Source organism: Pseudomonas sp. MWU12-2345, from assembly GCF_023242385.1.
GTDB classification, from domain to species: domain Bacteria; phylum Pseudomonadota; class Gammaproteobacteria; order Pseudomonadales; family Pseudomonadaceae; genus Aquipseudomonas; species Aquipseudomonas gingeri_D.
The window spans coordinates 111,609-126,910 of the sequence record NZ_JALLJA010000002.1; the positions used below are offsets into that span (position 1 = coordinate 111,609).

General features: G+C 59.9%; 11 protein-coding genes. 1 reads left to right on the top strand and 10 read right to left on the bottom strand.

Annotation, left to right across the window (positions count from 1 at the left end; translation table 11 throughout):
- Positions 1–3: 3 nt before the first annotated feature.
- The 10 genes from M5C71_RS06860 to M5C71_RS06905 all read right to left on the bottom strand — a co-directional run bounded on the left by M5C71_RS06860 (position 4) and on the right by M5C71_RS06905 (position 13,416).
- On the bottom strand, positions 4–975 hold the full coding sequence (locus M5C71_RS06860) for a peptide ABC transporter ATP-binding protein (RefSeq protein ID WP_103494716.1): 972 nt from the start codon (positions 973–975) through the stop codon (positions 4–6).
- Complete coding sequence (locus M5C71_RS06865; RefSeq protein WP_103494717.1) at positions 975–1,943, bottom strand: ABC transporter ATP-binding protein; 969 nt, start codon at positions 1,941–1,943, stop codon at positions 975–977. The genes M5C71_RS06860 and M5C71_RS06865 overlap by 1 nt, the downstream gene beginning before the upstream one ends.
- Before the next feature lie 10 nt (positions 1,944–1,953).
- The gene (locus M5C71_RS06870) at positions 1,954–2,865 is read right to left on the bottom strand and encodes an ABC transporter permease subunit (RefSeq protein ID WP_103494718.1); all 912 of its coding nucleotides are present in this window, start codon (positions 2,863–2,865) and stop codon (positions 1,954–1,956) included.
- A gap of 10 nt (positions 2,866–2,875) precedes the next feature.
- Positions 2,876–3,886: an ABC transporter permease subunit gene (locus M5C71_RS06875; RefSeq protein ID WP_100941231.1), complete on the bottom strand. Its 1,011-nt coding sequence runs from the start codon at positions 3,884–3,886 to the stop codon at positions 2,876–2,878.
- A gap of 76 nt (positions 3,887–3,962) precedes the next feature.
- Positions 3,963–5,558 (bottom strand): ABC transporter substrate-binding protein, encoded by a 1,596-nt coding sequence (locus tag M5C71_RS06880; protein ID WP_248767522.1) that lies wholly within the window; start codon positions 5,556–5,558, stop codon positions 3,963–3,965.
- A gap of 77 nt (positions 5,559–5,635) precedes the next feature.
- Positions 5,636–7,054, bottom strand: coding sequence for an OprD family porin (locus M5C71_RS06885; RefSeq protein WP_103494720.1), 1,419 nt, complete (start codon positions 7,052–7,054; stop codon positions 5,636–5,638).
- Between the two features lie 170 nt (positions 7,055–7,224).
- Positions 7,225–8,823: an ABC transporter substrate-binding protein gene (locus M5C71_RS06890; RefSeq protein ID WP_248767523.1), complete on the bottom strand. Its 1,599-nt coding sequence runs from the start codon at positions 8,821–8,823 to the stop codon at positions 7,225–7,227.
- A gap of 297 nt (positions 8,824–9,120) precedes the next feature.
- Positions 9,121–10,746, bottom strand: coding sequence for an ABC transporter substrate-binding protein (locus tag M5C71_RS06895; protein ID WP_103494722.1), 1,626 nt, complete (start codon positions 10,744–10,746; stop codon positions 9,121–9,123).
- A 257-nt stretch (positions 10,747–11,003) separates the two neighbouring features.
- Entirely contained in the window at positions 11,004–12,605 is a 1,602-nt protein-coding gene (locus M5C71_RS06900) for an ABC transporter substrate-binding protein (protein ID WP_248767524.1), read from the bottom strand.
- Positions 12,606–12,705: 100 nt separating this feature from the next.
- The gene (locus tag M5C71_RS06905; protein WP_248767525.1) at positions 12,706–13,416 is read right to left on the bottom strand and encodes an SIMPL domain-containing protein; all 711 of its coding nucleotides are present in this window, start codon (positions 13,414–13,416) and stop codon (positions 12,706–12,708) included.
- Between the two features lie 435 nt (positions 13,417–13,851).
- Here M5C71_RS06905 and M5C71_RS06910 point away from each other — a divergent pair, with 435 nt between their 5' ends.
- The gene (locus M5C71_RS06910) at positions 13,852–15,162 is read left to right on the top strand and encodes a hypothetical protein (protein WP_248767526.1); all 1,311 of its coding nucleotides are present in this window, start codon (positions 13,852–13,854) and stop codon (positions 15,160–15,162) included.
- Positions 15,163–15,302 lie beyond the last annotated feature (140 nt).

The window sequence follows — 15,302 nt, forward strand, 5'->3', positions numbered from 1 at the left end:
CCGTCAGCCGAGGAACTGCTCTGCGTAATGGCAGGCCACCTGACGCGAGTCGAGCTCGCGCAAGGCCGGCTCTTCCGTGCTGCAACGCTCGGTGGCGTACGGGCAGCGCTTGTGGAAGGCGCAGCCGGACGGCGGATTGAGCGGGTTGGGCAGTTCACCGGCGATCTTGATCTTCGGCTTCAACGGATCCGGATGGATCGCCGGCGTCGCCGAGAGCAGGGCCTGGGTGTACGGGTGCAGGGGACGGGCATAGATGTCTTCCTTCGGGCCCATTTCCACCGGTCGACCGAGGTACATCACCAGCACCTGGTCGGCCACGTGACGGACCACCGCCAGGTTGTGGGAGATGAATACGTAGGCGGTGTTGAACTGCTGCTGCAGGTCCATGAACAGGTTCAGTACCTGGGCCTGGATCGAGACGTCCAGCGCCGAGGTCGGTTCGTCCGCCACCAGCACTTTCGGTTGCAGCATCATTGCCCGCGCCAGGGCGATCCGCTGGCGCTGGCCGCCGGAGAACATATGCGGGTAGCGATGGTAGTGTTCAGGGCGCAAGCCGACCTGCTTCATCATCGCCTGGACTTTTTCCCGACGCTCGGCGGCGGACAGCTGGGTGTTGATCAGCAGCGGTTCACCCAACTGGTCGCCGATCTTCTGCCGAGGGTTGAGCGACGCGTAGGGGCTCTGGAACACCATCTGCACGTCTTTGCGCAGTTGCTTGCGCTGGGCCTTGTTGGCGCCGGCGACTTCCTGCCCGGCGATTTTCAATGAGCCGGACGACGGCTCCTCGATCAGCGTCAGGGCCCGGGCCAGGGTGGATTTGCCGCAACCCGACTCGCCGACCACGGCGAGGGTCTTGCCGGCTTCCAGCTCGAACGACACGCCATTGAGGGCGCGCACCAGCGCATGGCCCTTGAACAGGCCACGAGAGACTTCGTAGTGACGGGTGAGGTCGCGGGCGGTGAGAACGACGGCCATTACGCCACCTCCTGGTTCAGCGGGAAGAAGCAACGGGCAAGGCTCTTGGCTTTCGGGTCCAGGGTCGGACGCTGCTGCCGGCAGCTTTCCTGCACGTAGGGGCAGCGCGGCGACAGCAGGCAACCCACCGGCCGGTCATAACGCCCGGGCACGATGCCCGGCAGGGTCGACAGGCGCTCGGCCCCCAGGCTGTGCTCCGGAATCGCCTTGAGCAGGGCTTCGCTGTACGGATGCGCCGGCACATCGAACAGGCCTGGCACCATGCCGACTTCCACGGCCTGGCCGGCGTACATCACGCAGACCCGCTGGGCGGTTTCGGCAACGACCGCGAGGTCGTGGGTGATCAACACCAGGCCCATGTTCTGCTCTTGTTGCAGGCTGAGCAGCAGGTCCATGATCTGTGCCTGGATGGTCACGTCCAGGGCGGTGGTCGGTTCGTCGGCGATCAGCAGCTTGGGTTCGCCGGCAATCGCCATGGCGATCGCGACGCGCTGGCTCATGCCGCCGGACAATTGGTGCGGGTAGGCGTCCATGCGGCTGGCGGCGCCCGGGATCTCGACTTTTTCCAGCAGCTCGATGGCACGCTTGCGTGCCGCCTTGCCGGACATCTTCAGGTGCAGGCGCAGCACTTCCTCGATCTGGAAACCTACTGTGTAGCTGGGGTTCAGCGCGGTCATCGGGTCCTGGAAAACCATCGCCAGGTCCTTGCCGACCACCTGCCGACGTTGCCGGGCGCTGAGCTTGAGCATGTCCTTGCCGTCGAAGCGCAGGGCGTCGGCGGTGACAATGCCAGGGTGCTCGATCAGGCCCATCAGCGCCATCATGGTCACGGATTTACCCGAGCCCGACTCGCCAACGATGGCCAGGACTTCGCCTTTGTCCACCGTGATGTCGAGGCCGTCGACAACCGGCACGGCGGTCTGGTCGCCGAAGCGAACGTTGAGATTCTTGATTTCTAGCAGTGACATGGGAATCTCCTCAGGCGGCGTTCTTGAGTTTCGGGTCCAGCGCATCGCGCAGGCCGTCGCCCATCAGGTTGATTGCCAGCACGCTGAGCAAAATGGTCAAGCCAGGCAGACTGACCACCCACCAGGCGCGCTCGATGTAGTCGCGGGCCGAGGCCAGCATGGTGCCCCACTCCGGGGTGGGCGGCTGTACGCCCAGACCGAGGAAGCCCAGGGCGGCGGCATCGAGGATCGCCGAGGAGAAACTCAGGGTGGCCTGGACGATCAGCGGTGCCATGCAGTTGGGCAGCACGGTGATGAACATCAGGCGCGGCAGGCTGGCACCGGCCAGGCGTGCGGCGGTCACGTAGTCACGGTTCAGTTCGCCCATGACGGCGGCCCGGGTCAGGCGCACGTAGGATGGCAGCGAGACGATGGCAATGGCGATCACGGTGTTGATCAGGCCAGGGCCGAGGATGGCGACAATCGCCACGGCCAGCAGCAGCGAGGGCAGGGCCAGCATGATGTCCATCAGGCGCATGATGGTCGGGCCGAGGATGCGCGGGAAGAAACCGGCCAGCAGGCCCATGAAGATGCCCGGGATCAGCGACATCACCACCGAGGACAGGCCGATCAGCAACGACAGGCGCGAACCGTGGATCAGCCGCGAGAGCAGGTCGCGGCCCAGTTCGTCGGTGCCCAGCAGGTACTGGATCTGGCCGCTGGCAAGCCACGACGGCGGGGTCAGCAGGGCGTCGCGGAACTGTTCGCTCGGGTCGTGCGGGGCGACCCAGGGGGCGAAGATCGCGCAGAACACCACCAGCGACATGAACAGCAGGCCGGCGACAGCGCCTTTGTTCTTGGCGAAGTGTTGCCAGAATTCCTTGTACGGAGAGGGGTACAGCAGGCTTTGATCGACGGCGGTCGAAGCAATAGTAGTACTCATGATCTTGATCTCAGCGCTGGTGGCGGATGCGTGGATTGACAAGGCCGTAGAGGATGTCCACGACGAAATTGACCACAATCACCAGGCAGGCGATTAACAGGATGCCGTTTTGTACGACGGGGTAGTCCCGGGCGCCGATGGCTTCGATCAGCCATTTGCCGATACCGGGCCAGGAGAAGATGGTTTCGGTCAGCACGGCGCCGGCCAGCAGGGTGCCGACTTGCAGGCCGACCACGGTCAGCACCGGAATCAGCGCGTTGCGCAGGCCATGGACGAACACCACGCGAGCCGGCGACAGGCCCTTGGCCCGGGCGGTACGGATGTAGTCTTCGCGCAATACTTCGAGCATCGAGGAGCGGGTCATCCGGGCGATCACCGCCAGCGGAATGGTGCCCAGCACGATGGCCGGCAGGATCAGATGGTGCAGCGCATCCCAGAACGCGTCGGGCTGGTCGCTGAGCAGGGTGTCGATCAGCATGAAGCCGGTTCTGGGCTCGATGTCGTAGAGCAGGTCGATGCGTCCGGACACCGGGGTCCAGCCCAGGCTCACGGAGAAGAACATGATGAGGATCAGGCCCCACCAGAAGATCGGCATCGAATAGCCGGCCAGGGAGATGCCCATCACCCCATGGTCGAACAGGGACCCTCGCTTGAGGGCTGCAATCACCCCGGCGAGCAGTCCGAGGACCCCGGCGAAGAGCAGGGCGGCCATGGACAGTTCCAGGGTGGCGGGGAACAGCGTGGTGAACTCGGTCCACACGCTGGTGCGGGTACGCAGGGACTCGCCGAGGTCGCCATGGGCGAGCTTGCCGACGTAGTCGATGTACTGGGCATAAAGCGGCTTGTTAAGACCGAGGCGTTCCATCGCCTGGGCGTGCATTTCCGGGTCGACCCGGCGCTCGCCCATCATGACTTCCACGGGATCGCCCGGGATCATGCGAATCAACGCGAAAGTCAGCAACGTGATGCCGAAGAACGTGGGGATCAGCAACCCCAGTCGGCGGGCAATAAAACTAAACATCGTGTGGTGTACCTCATCAGCCGGTTAGGCGTGCTCATCAGTGCCCGGGGTCGGGCACCGAAGAGCGTTTGTTGTTCTACTTCACCTGGGTGGTGGCGAAGTTATTCGTGGATAGCGGGCTCATGTGGTAGCCCTCTACGTTCTTGCGCATAGCGGTAAACATCTTCGGATGGGCATCGTTCACCCACAGGACCTGGTTGTGCAGGATCTCCAGGGCCTGTTCATAGAGTGCGGCACGTTGGGCGGGTTCAGTCTTGGCGCGAGCCTGGTCGATCAGCGCCTGGAACTGAGGATTGCACCAGCGGCTGTAGTTTTCGCCGTTTTTCGCCGCTTCGCAACTCAATAGCGGGCTGAGGAAATTATCCGGGTCGCCGTTGTCCCCGCTCCAGCCGGCGGAGACCATGTCGTGCTCGCCTTTTTTCGCCCGTTTGAGCATCTCGGCCCACTCCATGACGCGGATATCGAGCTTGATGCCGACCTTGGCCAGGTCGGCCTGCATCAGTTGCGCGCCGAGTTGCGGGTTCGGGTTGGTCGGGCCGCCGCCGTTGCGAGTATAGAGGGTAAAGACCGTGCCTTCGGGGACGCCGGCTTCCTTGAGCAGGGCGCGAGCCTTGTCCAGGTCCTGGGCCGGGTTCTTCAGCTTGTGGTTGTAGCCCAGCAGGGTCGAGGGGTAGGGATTCACTGCGGGGATGGCATTGCCCTTGCCGTACAGGGTGTCGACGTAGTTCTGCTTGTCCAGGGCCAGCTCGATGGCCTGGCGCACCCGCACATCGCTCAGGTACTTGTGTTCGGTGTTGATCGATACGTAGCCGGTGGCCATGGCCGCCATCTCATCGATCTTCAGGTTCGGGTCAGCCTTGATGTTCGGCACGTCATCGGGTTTGGGGTACAGGGCGACCTGGCACTCGTTGGCCTTGAGCTTCTGCAGGCGGGTGTTGTTGTCGACGGTGATGGCCAGGATCAGGCTGTCCGCCGGCGGCTTGCCACGGAAATACTCCGGGTTGGCCTTGAAGCGGACCTGGGCGTCCTTGGCATAGCGCTGGAAGATGAACGGGCCGGTGCCGATCGGCTTGCTGTTGAGTTCGTCGAGCTTGCCGGCCTTGAGCAACTGGTCGGCGTATTCGGCGGAGTGGATCGAGGTGAAGGCCATGCCCAGGTCGGACAGGAACGGTGCCTCTGGACGATTGAGGGTGAAGCGCACGGTCAGGTCGTCGACTTTCTCGACGCTTTTGAGCAGGTTCTGGAAGTCCATGCTCTCGAAATACGGAAAACCGACGGTGGACGCCTTGTGCCATGGGTTATTGGGGTCCAGTTGACGCTGGAAGCTCCAGACCACGTCGTCGGCGTTCAGCTCGCGGGTCGGCTTGAAGTAGTCGGTGGTGTGGAACTTGACACCCTTTCTCAGGTGAAAGGTGTATTGCAGGCCATCGGGGCTGATCTCCCAGCTTTCGGCCAGGGCCGGCTGGATCTCGGTGGTGCCGGGCTTGAAGTCCACCAGACGGTTGAAGATTGTTTCAGCGGCGGCGTCGGCGGTGACGGCGGTGGTGTAGAGCACCGGGTCGAAACCTTCCGGGCTGGCTTCGGTACAGACCACCAAGGGCTTGGCTGAAACACCGATAGCCACGCTGAATACGGCGGCCGCGATGGCGGCGCGCAGGGGAAGCTTCTTCATGTAAACCCTCCTTGATCGATTGAGCCAGATTAGTCGCTGGGACCGATTCGTCGAATCGGTCCCAGCGCAGTCAGGTGTCAGAGAATGTTGAATGGAATGGTGGTGACCAGGCGGAACTCGTTGATGCTGCCGTCGGCCTGGTTGGCCGTGGCACGGTGCGCGGTGTAGTTGGCGCGGATCGAAGCGGCCTTGAGCGGGCCGCTCTGGATGGCATAGGACGCGCCGATGCCATATTCGTAGTGCTTCTCGTCATGCATGCTCTTCACATCGGCGTAAGCGGTGCCGGTGTAGTGAGTCCCGTCGATGCCCCAGCCACGAGCCTGGTAGATATTGAACTTCAGCCCGGGAACACCGTACTCGGCCATGTTCAGGCCGTAGGCGATCTGGAAGGACTTCTCGTTCGGGCCGTTGAAGTCCGACAGCAGGGAGTTGGCCAGGTAGATACCGTTGGTTTCGTGCAGGTAGTCGAAGTACTCGTTACCGTCGATTTCCTGGTAGGAGAAGGTCAGGCTGTGGGCCTGGTGGGTCAGTCCGAACGACAGCGAGTAGGCGTCGTTGTTGATTTCACCCATCTTCTTTTTGCCGGTGTCGAGGGTCTTGTAGTAGTTCAGGCCCGTGGTCAGGCCCAGGATCGAGCTGTCGCCCAGTTCATGGGTGGCACCGAAGTAGTACTGGTTCCAGAAGTCTTCGACGTTGGACACGTAGAGGCTGGTTTTCAGGCTCTTGAACGGCTGATAGTTGAGCCCCGCCATGTTGACGTGATCGGTCTCGACATCGATGTTGGTGTACTCGGAGCGGAATTTCGACAGGCTCTCTTCGGTTCTTGGCGACACCCGGTCAAAGGTGGCGGCGTCGAACGACAGGTTGTTGAACTCTTCGCTATGGATGCTCACGCCTTCGAAGCTCGAGGGCAGTACGCGGTTGGGCATCACATCGACGATCGGCGTGCTGTAGCTCTGCCGGCCGGCGGTCACGGTGGTGTTCGACACGCGGAACTTGACGTTGGCCAGGCCGAGCTTGCTCCACTGGCCCTGCGCGTCGCCGCCATCTTTGGTCAAGGTACGGTTGTTGCCCAGGCCGCCGACACCTGGAATCGGTGCGCCGCCATTGGCCGAAGCCAGGCGTTCGGTATCGCGTTCCAGGGCGACGACGTTATACACCGCCACTTCAGTGCTGACCCCAACAGTACCCTCGGTGAAGCCGGAGTTGTACTTGACGATGGTGCCTTGCAGCCAGTTGATACGACGGTCGGTAGGGGTCAATACACCATGGTCGTTGTAGTGGAACTTGCCACCACGCTTGAGTTGCTCGTTGGCATACCAGTTGCGGGTCAGGCCACTCAGGCTCTGATCTTCGAAAAAGCCCTTGGTCTGTTCCTGGGCATTGGTCGAACTCAGGCTCGTCGGTACGAAATCCTGACTCTGGGTTTCAGCGTGGGCCATCACGGTGGCGCTGCTGATCGCTAAAGCCAACAACGCTTTTTGAGAGAGTTTCAAGGTTAAAGCTCCTTATTTTCTTTTTTTAATACCGGCCTTCTAGGCTGGTCCGGCTTTTTTGGTGGACACATTATTTGCTTGCGCAATCGTTTGCTTGGCAGAGTTTTGCCGAATTTCGGCTGCAAGTTTGTGTAGGGGCGAAATTCGCCCCTACAGCGCGGGTCACGGTTTTATTGTTCGATACTGACGCCCGAGAATGTGTTCCGGCCAAAGGGACTGACCTTGAAACCTTCGACTCTGGTGCTCAGCGGCTGGCTGACCGTCGAATGGGCGATGGGTGTAATCGGCACCTGTTGCTTGAGCAACTGCTGGGCCTGTTGGTAGAGCGCCACGCGTTGATCGTGGTCGGTGATGAGCTTGGCCTGTTTGATCAGCTTGTCGTATTGCGGGTTGCACCACATTGAATAGTTGTTGCCGCCAATCGCGTCGCAACCGTAGAGGGTGCCGAGCCAGTTGTCCGGGTCGCCATTGTCACCGGTCCAGCCGATCAGGCTGATGTCGTGTTCGCCATTCTTGGTCCGTTTGATGTACTCGCCCCATTCATAGCTGACGATCTTCACCTTCAGGCCGATCTTCGCCCAGTCGGCCTGGAGCATTTCAGCCATCAGCTTGGCGTTGGGGTTGTACGGGCGTTGCACCGGCATGGCCCAGAGGGTGATCTCGGTGCCTTCCTTGACGCCGGCGGCCTTGAGCAACTGTCGGGCTTTTTCCGGATTGTACGGCGCGTCCTTGATGCTCTCGTCGTAGGACCACTGGCTCGGCGGCATGGCGTTGACCGCCAGTTGCCCGGCGCCCTGGTAGACGGCATTGAGAATGCTCGGCTTGTTCACCGCCATGTCCAGCGCCTGGCGGACCTGGAGCTGGTCGAAGGGTTTGTGCTGCACGTTGTAGGCGATATAGCCGAGGTTGAAACCGGGCTTCTGGATGACCTGCAGCTTGGGATCTTTCTTCAGCCCGTCAACATCGGCGGGGCGCGGGTGCAGGGTGATCTGGCATTCACCGCGCTTGAGTTTCTGCACCCGCACCGAGGCATCGGTGTTGATGGCGAAAATCAGCTGGTCGAGCTGGACCTTGTCCGGGTCCCAATACTGTTTGTTGGCCACGTAGCGGATCTGCGCGTCTTTCTGATAACGCTGGAACACGTACGGTCCGGTACCGATGGGCTTCTGGTTGATCTCGCTGGGTCTGCCGGCGGCGAGCAACTGGTCGGCGTATTCGGCGGAGAGAATCGCGGCGAAGCTCATGGCGATGTTCTGGATGAACGCGGCGTCGACCGAATTGAGGGTCATGACCACGGTCAGCGGCCCGGTCTTTTCGACCTTGGCGATGTTCTTGTTCAGGCTCATCCCGTTGAAGTACGGAAACTCGGTGGGGTAGGCCTTGCGAAACGGCTGCACGGGATCGAGCATGCGGTTGAAGGTGAACACCACGTCGTCGGCGTTGAAGTCGCGGGACGGTGTGAAATAGGCGGTGGTGTGGAACTTCACGCCACGGCGCAGGTGGAAGGTATACACCAGGCCATCCGCTGAAATATCCCAACTTTCGGCCAGCGCCGGTGCGACGGAGGTCTCACCTTTGACGAACTCCACCAGCCGGTTGTACAGCGGCTCGGCGGCATCGTTGTCGGTGGCGGTGGTGTACTGCGCGGTGTCAAACCCGGCCGGGCTGCCCTCGGAGCAGAACACCAGGCTGCCGGCAGCCTGGGCAAAAGGGGCACCCGCCCACAGGGCGGCTCCCACCAAAGCGGATAAAGTGAAGGTCTGGCGCATGACGGTCCCAATCCTTTTGTTATTGTCATCGGCGAACGATGGCCGTGTTGGGGACACGGGAACTCTCGCCGATCAAGTCAGTGAATGCAGCAATGCCGCTCGTGAACGCATATCAGCGAAGTCTTGACGTTACGAGGCCAAGTCGATGCGGTAAATGCGTAGAGCCTTAGAGAGCTGTAGGAAAACTCTGTGCAGCGGTCATCCGTTTGCGTGTTTCCGCCGACGGATTCCGGACAATTCCTGCAATTCTGGCGGGGAGGCGAAGACAACGTCCTAGGACGCTGTCTTCGCGCAACCTCACTTGCTGACGCTGACGCCGTAGAAGGAGTTCAAGCCGAACGGGCTGATCTTGAAGTCCTGCACCTTGGCGCTCATGGGTTGGTACACCGTCGAGTGTGCGATAGGTGTATAGGGGACTTGGTCTTTGAGGATGTGTTGCGCCTGCTTGTACAGCTCGGTGCGTTTGGCCTGGTCGGCAGTCGACTTGGCTTCCTTGATCAGGTCCTCGAAAGGTTTGTAGCAGAACTTCGAGAAGTTGTTGCCGTTGACCGCATCACAGCCGAACAGCACGCCCAGCCAGTTGTCGGGGTCCCCATTGTCACCGCTCCAACCGATCAGCATGGCTTGCTGCTCGCCACCCTTGGCCCGCTTGAGGTATTCGCCCCACTCGTAGCTGACGATCTTGACGTTGAGGCCGATGTTCTTCCAGTCGGACTGGAGCATTTCAGCCATCAGCTTGGCGTTGGGGTTGTACGGACGCTGGACCGGCATGGCCCACAGGGTGATCTCGGTGCCAGGCTTGACGCCGGCTTCCTTGAGCAGTGCCTTGGCTTTTTCCGGATCGTACTTGGCGTCCTTGACGGTGGTGTCGTAGGACCATTGGGTCGGCGGCATGGCATTGACGGCCAGTTGGCCGGCGCCCTGGTAGACCGATTCGATGATCTGCTTCTTGTTCACCGACATGTCCAGCGCTTGGCGTACGCGCAGGTCAGCCAAGGGGTTGGCGGCGGTCTGGTCCTTGAGGACCGGCATCACGTTGTAGGCGATGTAACCCAGGTTGAAGCCGGCCTGTTCAGGCATCTTCAGGCTGCTGTCGGCCTTGAGCGGGGCGATGTCGGCCGGACGTGGGTAGGCGGTGATCTGGCATTCGCCTTTCTTGAGCTTCTGCGCGCGTACCGACGGGTCGGTGGTGATGGCGAAGATCAGGTTGTCGACCTTGACGTCTTCAGGCTTCCAGTAGTCCTTGTTCCCGGTGTAGCGGATGTTGGAGTCTTTCTGGTAGCTCTTGAACACGAACGGACCGGTGCCGATCGGCTTCTGGTTGATGTCGCTGGCCTTGCCTTCCTTGAGCAGCTTGTCGGCGTACTCGGCGGACTGGATCGAGGCGAAGCTCATCGCCAAGTCCTGGATGAACGCGGCGTCCACGGTTTTCAGGGTGAACTTGACGGTCTTGTCGTCGAGTTTTTCCACCTTGGTGATGTTGCCGTCCATGCCCATGTCGGTGAAGTACGGGAATTCGGTCGGGTACGCCTTGCGGAACGGCATGTCCTTGTCGAGCATGCGGTTGAAGGTGAACAGCACGTCGTCGGCGTTGAAATTACGCGTCGGCTTGAAGTAGTCGGTGGTGTGGAACTTGACGCCTTCACGCAGGTGGAAGGTGTAGCTCAGGCCGTCCGGGGTCACGTCCCAGCTGGTCGCCAGGCCAGGAATCACGGCGGTGCCGCCACGTTCGAACTGGCTCAGACGGTTGAAGACGGTTTCCGCGGAGGCGTCGAAGTCGGTTCCGGCGGTGTACAGGCCTGGATCGAAACCGGCCGGGCTCCCTTCGGAGCAGAACACCAGGTTAGTCGCGGCGACGGCGAACGGTGCGCTGGCCAAGAGGCCTGCGCCGACTAAAAACGGAATGACTGCTTTTTTAAGCATGGTGGCCTCATGATTTGTTGTCATTTTTGGTTTTGAGGACGACCTCGTGAGTCGACCTGCGGATACTTATGCAGGCCCCATACCCATTGCAAGATGCAGATACGTGCGAAGCCTCAAAGAGTGGCACGAACGTACACGAATGTCGCATATGTGTAAATTCTGACGCATTTGACAGGTTTCGAGGGTTTTTTCAGGTGCGCGGGACGCACTTCAAGCGGGCAACCGGGGCGTCTGGCGCACCCGGTTGGGGCGTTAAGTTACTGGCCCAGGCTCACGCCGTAGAAGGGCGTCAGGCCGAAAGGGCTGATCTTGAAGTCGTGCACTTCCTTGCGCATCGGCTGGAACACCGTCGAGTTGGCGATCGGGGTGATCGGCACCTGTTCCTTGAGGACTTTCTGCGCCTGCTGGTAGAGCTTGACCCGTTCGTCATGGTTGCTGCTGAGCTTGGCTTTCTGGATCAGTTGATCATAGGCCGGGTCGCACCATTTCGCGTAGTTGCTGCCCTTGACCGCGGCGCAGCTGTAGAGCACGCCGAGCCAGTTGTCCGGGTCACCGTTGTCGCCGGTCCAGCCATAGATCATGACGTCATGCTCGCCGTTCTTGGCGCGCTTGATGTACTCGCCCCACTCATAGCTGACGATATTGGCCTTGATTCCGACCTTGGCCCAGTCGGCCTGGATCATCTGCGCCGACATCCGCGCGTTGGGGTTGGAGGCCCTTTGCACGGTCATCGCCCACAGGTCGATGCTGGTGCCTTCGGCCACGCCGGCTTCCTTGAGCAGCGCGCGGGCCTTGGTCGGGTCGTAGGGCGCGTCCTTGATGGTCGGGTCATAAGACCACTGGCCTGGTGGCAAGGCGTTCTGCGCCAGTTGGCCGGCGCTCTGGTAGACGGCCTTGATGATCGCCGGCTTGTCGATGGCCATGTCCAGGGCCTGGCGGACCTTCAGCTGGTCCAGGGGCTTGTGGGTCACGTTGTAGGCGAGGAAGCCGAGGTTGAAACCTGGCTGCTGGAGCACCACCAGGTTCTTGTCCTGTTTCATGATCTCGATATCGGCCGGGCGCGGGTAGCCGCTGACCTGGCATTCCCCGGCCTTGAGTTTTTGCAGGCGGGCGGCGGCATCCGGGGTGATGGCGAAGATCAGGTTATCGAGTTTGACGTCCTCGGGTTTCCAGTAGTCCTTGTTGGCCACATAGCGGATCTGCGAGTCCTTCTGGTAGCGCTTGAACACGAACGGCCCGGTTCCCACCGGCTTCTGGTTGATGTCGGCGGCGCGGCCTTCCTTGAGCAGTTGCGCGGCGTATTCGGCGGACTGGATCGAGGCGAAGCTCATGGCCAGGTTCTGCACGAAGGCGGCGTCGATATGGTTCAGGGTGAAGCGCACGGTCTGCTCGTCGAGTTTTTCGACGTTCTTGATCGTGGTGTTGAGGTCCATGTCGCTGAAATACGGCGATTCCGAAGGGTAGGCCTTGCGGAACGGATGATTGGCATCGAGCAGGCGCTGGAAGGTGAAGAGCACGTCTTCGGCATTGAAGTCGCGGCTCGGCTTGAAGTCGTCGGTGGTGTGGAACTTCACGCCGGAGCGCAGATGAAAGGTGTAGCTCAGGCCGTCCGGAGCAACGTCCCAACGGGTGGCCAGGCCGGGCTCGACCTCGGTGTCGCCGCGCTTGAACTGGGCCAGGCGGTTGAACACGGTTTCGGCCGAGGCGTCGAAGTCGGTGCCGCTGGTGTACTGGCTCGGGTCGAAGCCGGCCGGGCTGGCTTCGGAGCAGTAGACCAGGGTCGAGGCCGCCTGGGCCAAGGGTGTACAGGCCAGCAGGGTGGCCGCCAGCAGCAGCGGTTTGAAGGCAATCTTTTCCATTGAAAAGCCTCGAAGGTGCGTAATAGAGCGGGGAGGGTTCCGACTCTAGCACGGCCTATCGAGGCCTTGGTGCCGACAATACGGGGTCAGCGAAGGGTGTTTACTGCTGGACCTCGATCACCCCCTCGGCATTCATGTTGACTTGTGCCTTGCCGGCTTCCACGTCCGGTGTCGGCGCGGCATCCATGGCTGGGGCTTTCATCATCATCATCGCGCCACGGGCGAACGGCTGTGGATAACCGTTGCTGCTGAGGTTCAGGTTGACGATCTTGTAGCTCTTGCCGCCCAGGGCCTCGGTGGCCAGTTGGGCACGTGCCTTGAACGCGGCGATGGCTTCCTTGAACAGGGCATCCTCGCTGGTCTCGCGGGTGGCGGTGGAAATGGCGAAGTTCATGCTTTCCATTTTCAGGTCCTGCATCAACTCACCGGTCAGCCTGGACAGCGCGGCGAAGTCGGCGCTTTCCAGGCGCAGCTCGGCGCGTTCACGCCAGCCGGTGATCTTCTGGGTCTTGTTGTCGTAGATCGGGTAGCTGTTGCGGCTGCCCTGGCGCAGGGTGATTTCCTTGACCGCCTTGGCCTGGCCCAGTGCCTTGTTCAGGGTGGTGGTGATATCGGCGGCGAGCTTGGCCGGATCGCTGTTCTGCGCCTCGGTATAGAGGGTCACGATCATCAGGTCGCGGTCCACTTCCTGGCTGGCTTCGGCACGCAGGGAAATCTGGTTGTAGTGCGGCTCGTCGGCGGCCAGGGCCGGCAGGCTGGCCAGGGTACTGAGGCTGAGGGCGAGAAGGGCGGCGCGGCGCGTGAAGTGCATAAAGGCTCCTTGGGATTCGATGCGCGGGTGGTGTCGGGCAGTCCCGCGTGCAGGCATCAGACTACGCCGGGATTGTCCGGTTCGCGTCGTTACAACTTCAATACATATAGCGGCCACTGCCCACGAGGTTGCGCTGTTTTTACCCGTGGGCGCAGATCGACACAAGGCGGCTTTTCACCGTGCTGGTGGCATTCAACGCTTGTACGTCGGTAGCGCAGGGAGTGGTTGCGCGTCTCATGGACGACTTTGAGCAAAGACAGAGAATGCACAAATTATACGAGAAAATTTATGTCTTTATACTTAGATCAATCGCTGATCGTTAATAAGGGTTTTTATATCTAATCCATCTAGTGAACTGTCATTTCTGACAGGTGACGATTTACTATCAGGCGCGTTAATGTCTTTTTTTCGTCAATCCTTATGGAGGGTTAATATATGACTGGTTCAAATGATTCAAGCGAAAAAGCAGAGGTTCGGGGTAGCCTGGACTATACGTTTGGTGTGGCCGGTAAAGTTTATTTGTTTGATGGCACCGGAATTTATCTGCAGCCCTGCGCTACTCATATACTCCCAGACGGAAAAATACTGTGCGCAGCCTACTCGGTTCAGCTTCAGATGACCTATCTGATCAGGCTTGATGATCGGGGTGTTGTAGATGCAAGTTTTGGTAGTGCGGGGATTTCTCGATTTAAGCTGTCTGATTTTTTTCCAGGGATGGGGCTGGCGCAACCTTATAATGTGAAATTTGATGTTGATCGTAATAAGGTTGTGATGGGTTTCTTTGTCGGTGATGGATCTAATACCGGAGTCACGGGGTTGGCAAGGTTTGAGTTGAATGGGAATTTAGATGAGGATTTCGGGATTGACGGGGTAATGATCTGGAGCTATGAAGATACAAGCAATGTTCCGTGGGCAGCGGTTTCACCTGATGAGGAGGCTATACGAAACGCCGGCTCCCGGAGTTATCATGGGGCGATGGCGTTACTGGATGACGGCGGCGTCATGATCCTGTCGACTCTCCATGTTGGTGTTTTTGATGTGACTTTTCTCACGAAAGTGGGTAATGATGGTTTCCTGGACAAAACATTTTGTGAAGTGGGGTACAAGTCTATTTCTCGAAATAATCGGCATGTCTGGGCCGAAGACCTTTTGCGCCAAGGTGACCATTTTCTGGTGGCAGTCACCTCTCGCTTTACTGGGGAGGGGGAGTGGTTTATTGCCAGATATGATGCTGATGGTAATTTGGATACTCATTTTGCGACCGATGGCTACTATGATGGCCCGCCGAGTGTCAAAAACGTCATTTTGCCTAGGGTGAGCGACGCGAAATTGTATTTTGTCGGGACCTCTGCAAATACAGCCTCCCAGCATTTGTTCATTGTGCTCCAACGTCGTGGAATGGATGGCCAGGTGGATCCGCTTTTTGGAGAGCAAGGATGGGGTGGCTCTGTCGGTGGTCCAAACACGGCTGACACTGTGGTCTGGAAAGCGGCGCTCTATAATCCGCGATCAACCGTGGTCGTTGCAGGCTCTGTTGCGCTTGCCTCTTCTGGCTTTAGTAAAGTTTTTATTGCCAGCATCGAGCAGGATATGGGGTGGGACGGTGCTTTTGGTAATGAGGGGGTTGTCATGTTTGACGGTGAGGCCATTATCAATGGGCTTTCTGTACAGCCGGACGGGAAAATTATCTTCATTTACAAAGTGGACGAGTCCGCCGCCTTTGCTCTGGTGCGATTGCATGGATAAACAGTGGCGTTCAGCCGGCCGTTGAATCGTTTTCCAATGGCCGGTTTCACAACGCTCGCTGATGTCTGCCGACTGTGGCGGTTTGCCGCACATTCGCCTGTCCGCGCCCCGGCTGGTTATACTCGTGGCGATCCGCCTGG

Excerpts from the sequence above, each read along its gene's own strand:
- M5C71_RS06860 (WP_103494716.1), bottom strand. The coding sequence starts at position 975 with ATGGCCGTCGTTCTCACCGCCCGCGACCTCACCCGTCACTACGAAGTC.
- M5C71_RS06865 (WP_103494717.1), bottom strand. The coding sequence starts at position 1,943 with ATGTCACTGCTAGAAATCAAGAATCTCAACGTTCGCTTCGGCGACCAG.
- M5C71_RS06870 (WP_103494718.1), bottom strand. The coding sequence starts at position 2,865 with ATGAGTACTACTATTGCTTCGACCGCCGTCGATCAAAGCCTGCTGTAC.
- M5C71_RS06875 (WP_100941231.1), bottom strand. The coding sequence starts at position 3,886 with ATGTTTAGTTTTATTGCCCGCCGACTGGGGTTGCTGATCCCCACGTTC.
- M5C71_RS06880 (WP_248767522.1), bottom strand. The coding sequence starts at position 5,558 with ATGAAGAAGCTTCCCCTGCGCGCCGCCATCGCGGCCGCCGTATTCAGC.
- M5C71_RS06890 (WP_248767523.1), bottom strand. The coding sequence starts at position 8,823 with ATGCGCCAGACCTTCACTTTATCCGCTTTGGTGGGAGCCGCCCTGTGG.
- M5C71_RS06895 (WP_103494722.1), bottom strand. The coding sequence starts at position 10,746 with ATGCTTAAAAAAGCAGTCATTCCGTTTTTAGTCGGCGCAGGCCTCTTG.
- M5C71_RS06900 (WP_248767524.1), bottom strand. The coding sequence starts at position 12,605 with ATGGAAAAGATTGCCTTCAAACCGCTGCTGCTGGCGGCCACCCTGCTG.
- M5C71_RS06905 (WP_248767525.1), bottom strand. The coding sequence starts at position 13,416 with ATGCACTTCACGCGCCGCGCCGCCCTTCTCGCCCTCAGCCTCAGTACC.
- M5C71_RS06910 (WP_248767526.1), top strand. The coding sequence starts at position 13,852 with ATGACTGGTTCAAATGATTCAAGCGAAAAAGCAGAGGTTCGGGGTAGC.